The following is a 1,087-nucleotide window of genomic DNA, read 5'->3' on the forward strand; positions in this document are numbered from 1 at the left end:
TACTGGTTGACGTCCCTGTACTCCCTTTCTTGGGGAGACACCACGGTATATTGCACACCCTTGTAGGTAACAAGGTCCCCGGGTTCGTGTGCATAAAGCGTGTATAACGTTCGGTCCTCTTCCGTATACCGGCCGCCTTCCACCTGCATCAGTTGGGCGCTAACCGGCTGCAGGACGCCGGTCAAAGTCACGCGTTCGGGTTGCCCCGGCACCCAAACACCATCATCGTCATAATCGCCGCCCGAACCCTTACGAATGAGGTCATATGGCTTGGAATGTTTACGAAGGATCGCCGCAAAACGAAATTCCATCTATCTTCCCCCTCGGCGGACCAGGATGGAAGTAATGGAATCTCGAAGCTTTTGTTCCTGGACCAGAATTTTGTTGTTACCCTTGCGCTTGGCGTAGATGGGGGAAAGCTCTGGCGTCCGAATCTTGTCAAAGTTTTTCAAAACCCGATTCGTACCGATTGCGCCAATTGCAATAAGCAGGCCGGTAGCCGTTTGGTTTTTCAGCACAATTTCATTGACTCCGGCTTTCGCCAGCTTTGAAATGGCCGCCTGCGCTTTCTTTTTCCCGGTGCCAATGAAGGAACGCGCCGGAATTCCTGCTTTCACGGACCCGAACTCGTGTATGGCCGCAATCATCGCCCCTTCTCCTTCGCCTTCAACCCCGATATGCACTTCCTCGCGTGACAGGCCCCGCATTTTTTTGAGAATGTCCGGCAGATAGGTCCACTCGTTCACCGTCACATTTGCCGCCCGTGCCCGACGGCGTGTTTTTTTCGGCATCCCCTATCACCTCACAACCGAATTAGGTCTTTAATGGTCTGGGGCATCCCCTCGCCAGATTCGTATGTCACGGAGATATCGCCAACACGCTCCGACGTGACTCCTGGGCTACGCATAAGCATTTGAGCGTAAAGAATACAGGCCAGCTCATAATTTTCCGGCAATGTGGCTTTCTCTGCGCCCGGCTCGTCGCTCGGAAGGATATACCCGGCCAAATACTCTACTTCGACCGTACGTGTCCCACAAGGCCACCCAGAACGCCGAAACAACATGCCGTTTTCGGACTCGATTGTAAA

3 protein-coding genes are annotated in these 1,087 nt (G+C 53.5%); all 3 read right to left on the reverse strand.

Annotation, left to right across the window (positions count from 1 at the left end; translation table 11 throughout):
• Positions 1-311 (reverse strand): hypothetical protein (locus ABH899_RS28560; RefSeq protein ID WP_370002297.1); only part of this gene is annotated, 311 nt, incomplete at its 3' end.
• A complete protein-coding gene (locus ABH899_RS28565) occupies positions 312-791 on the reverse strand; it encodes a phage virion morphogenesis protein (protein ID WP_370002300.1) in 480 nt (159 codons plus the stop codon). It abuts the gene before it with no gap.
• A gap of 11 nt (positions 792-802) precedes the next feature.
• The coding region (locus tag ABH899_RS28570) for a head-tail connector protein (protein ID WP_483312627.1) at positions 803-1,087 on the reverse strand (285 nt) is incomplete at its 5' end.

The organism is Paenibacillus sp. RC84 (assembly GCF_041260495.1).
Classification (GTDB): Bacteria; Bacillota; Bacilli; order Paenibacillales; family NBRC-103111; genus Paenibacillus_F.

Coding starts and splice junctions, on each gene's coding strand:
- ABH899_RS28565 (WP_370002300.1), bottom strand. CDS start 791: ATGCCGAAAAAAACACGCCGTCGGGCACGGGCGGCAAATGTGACGGTG.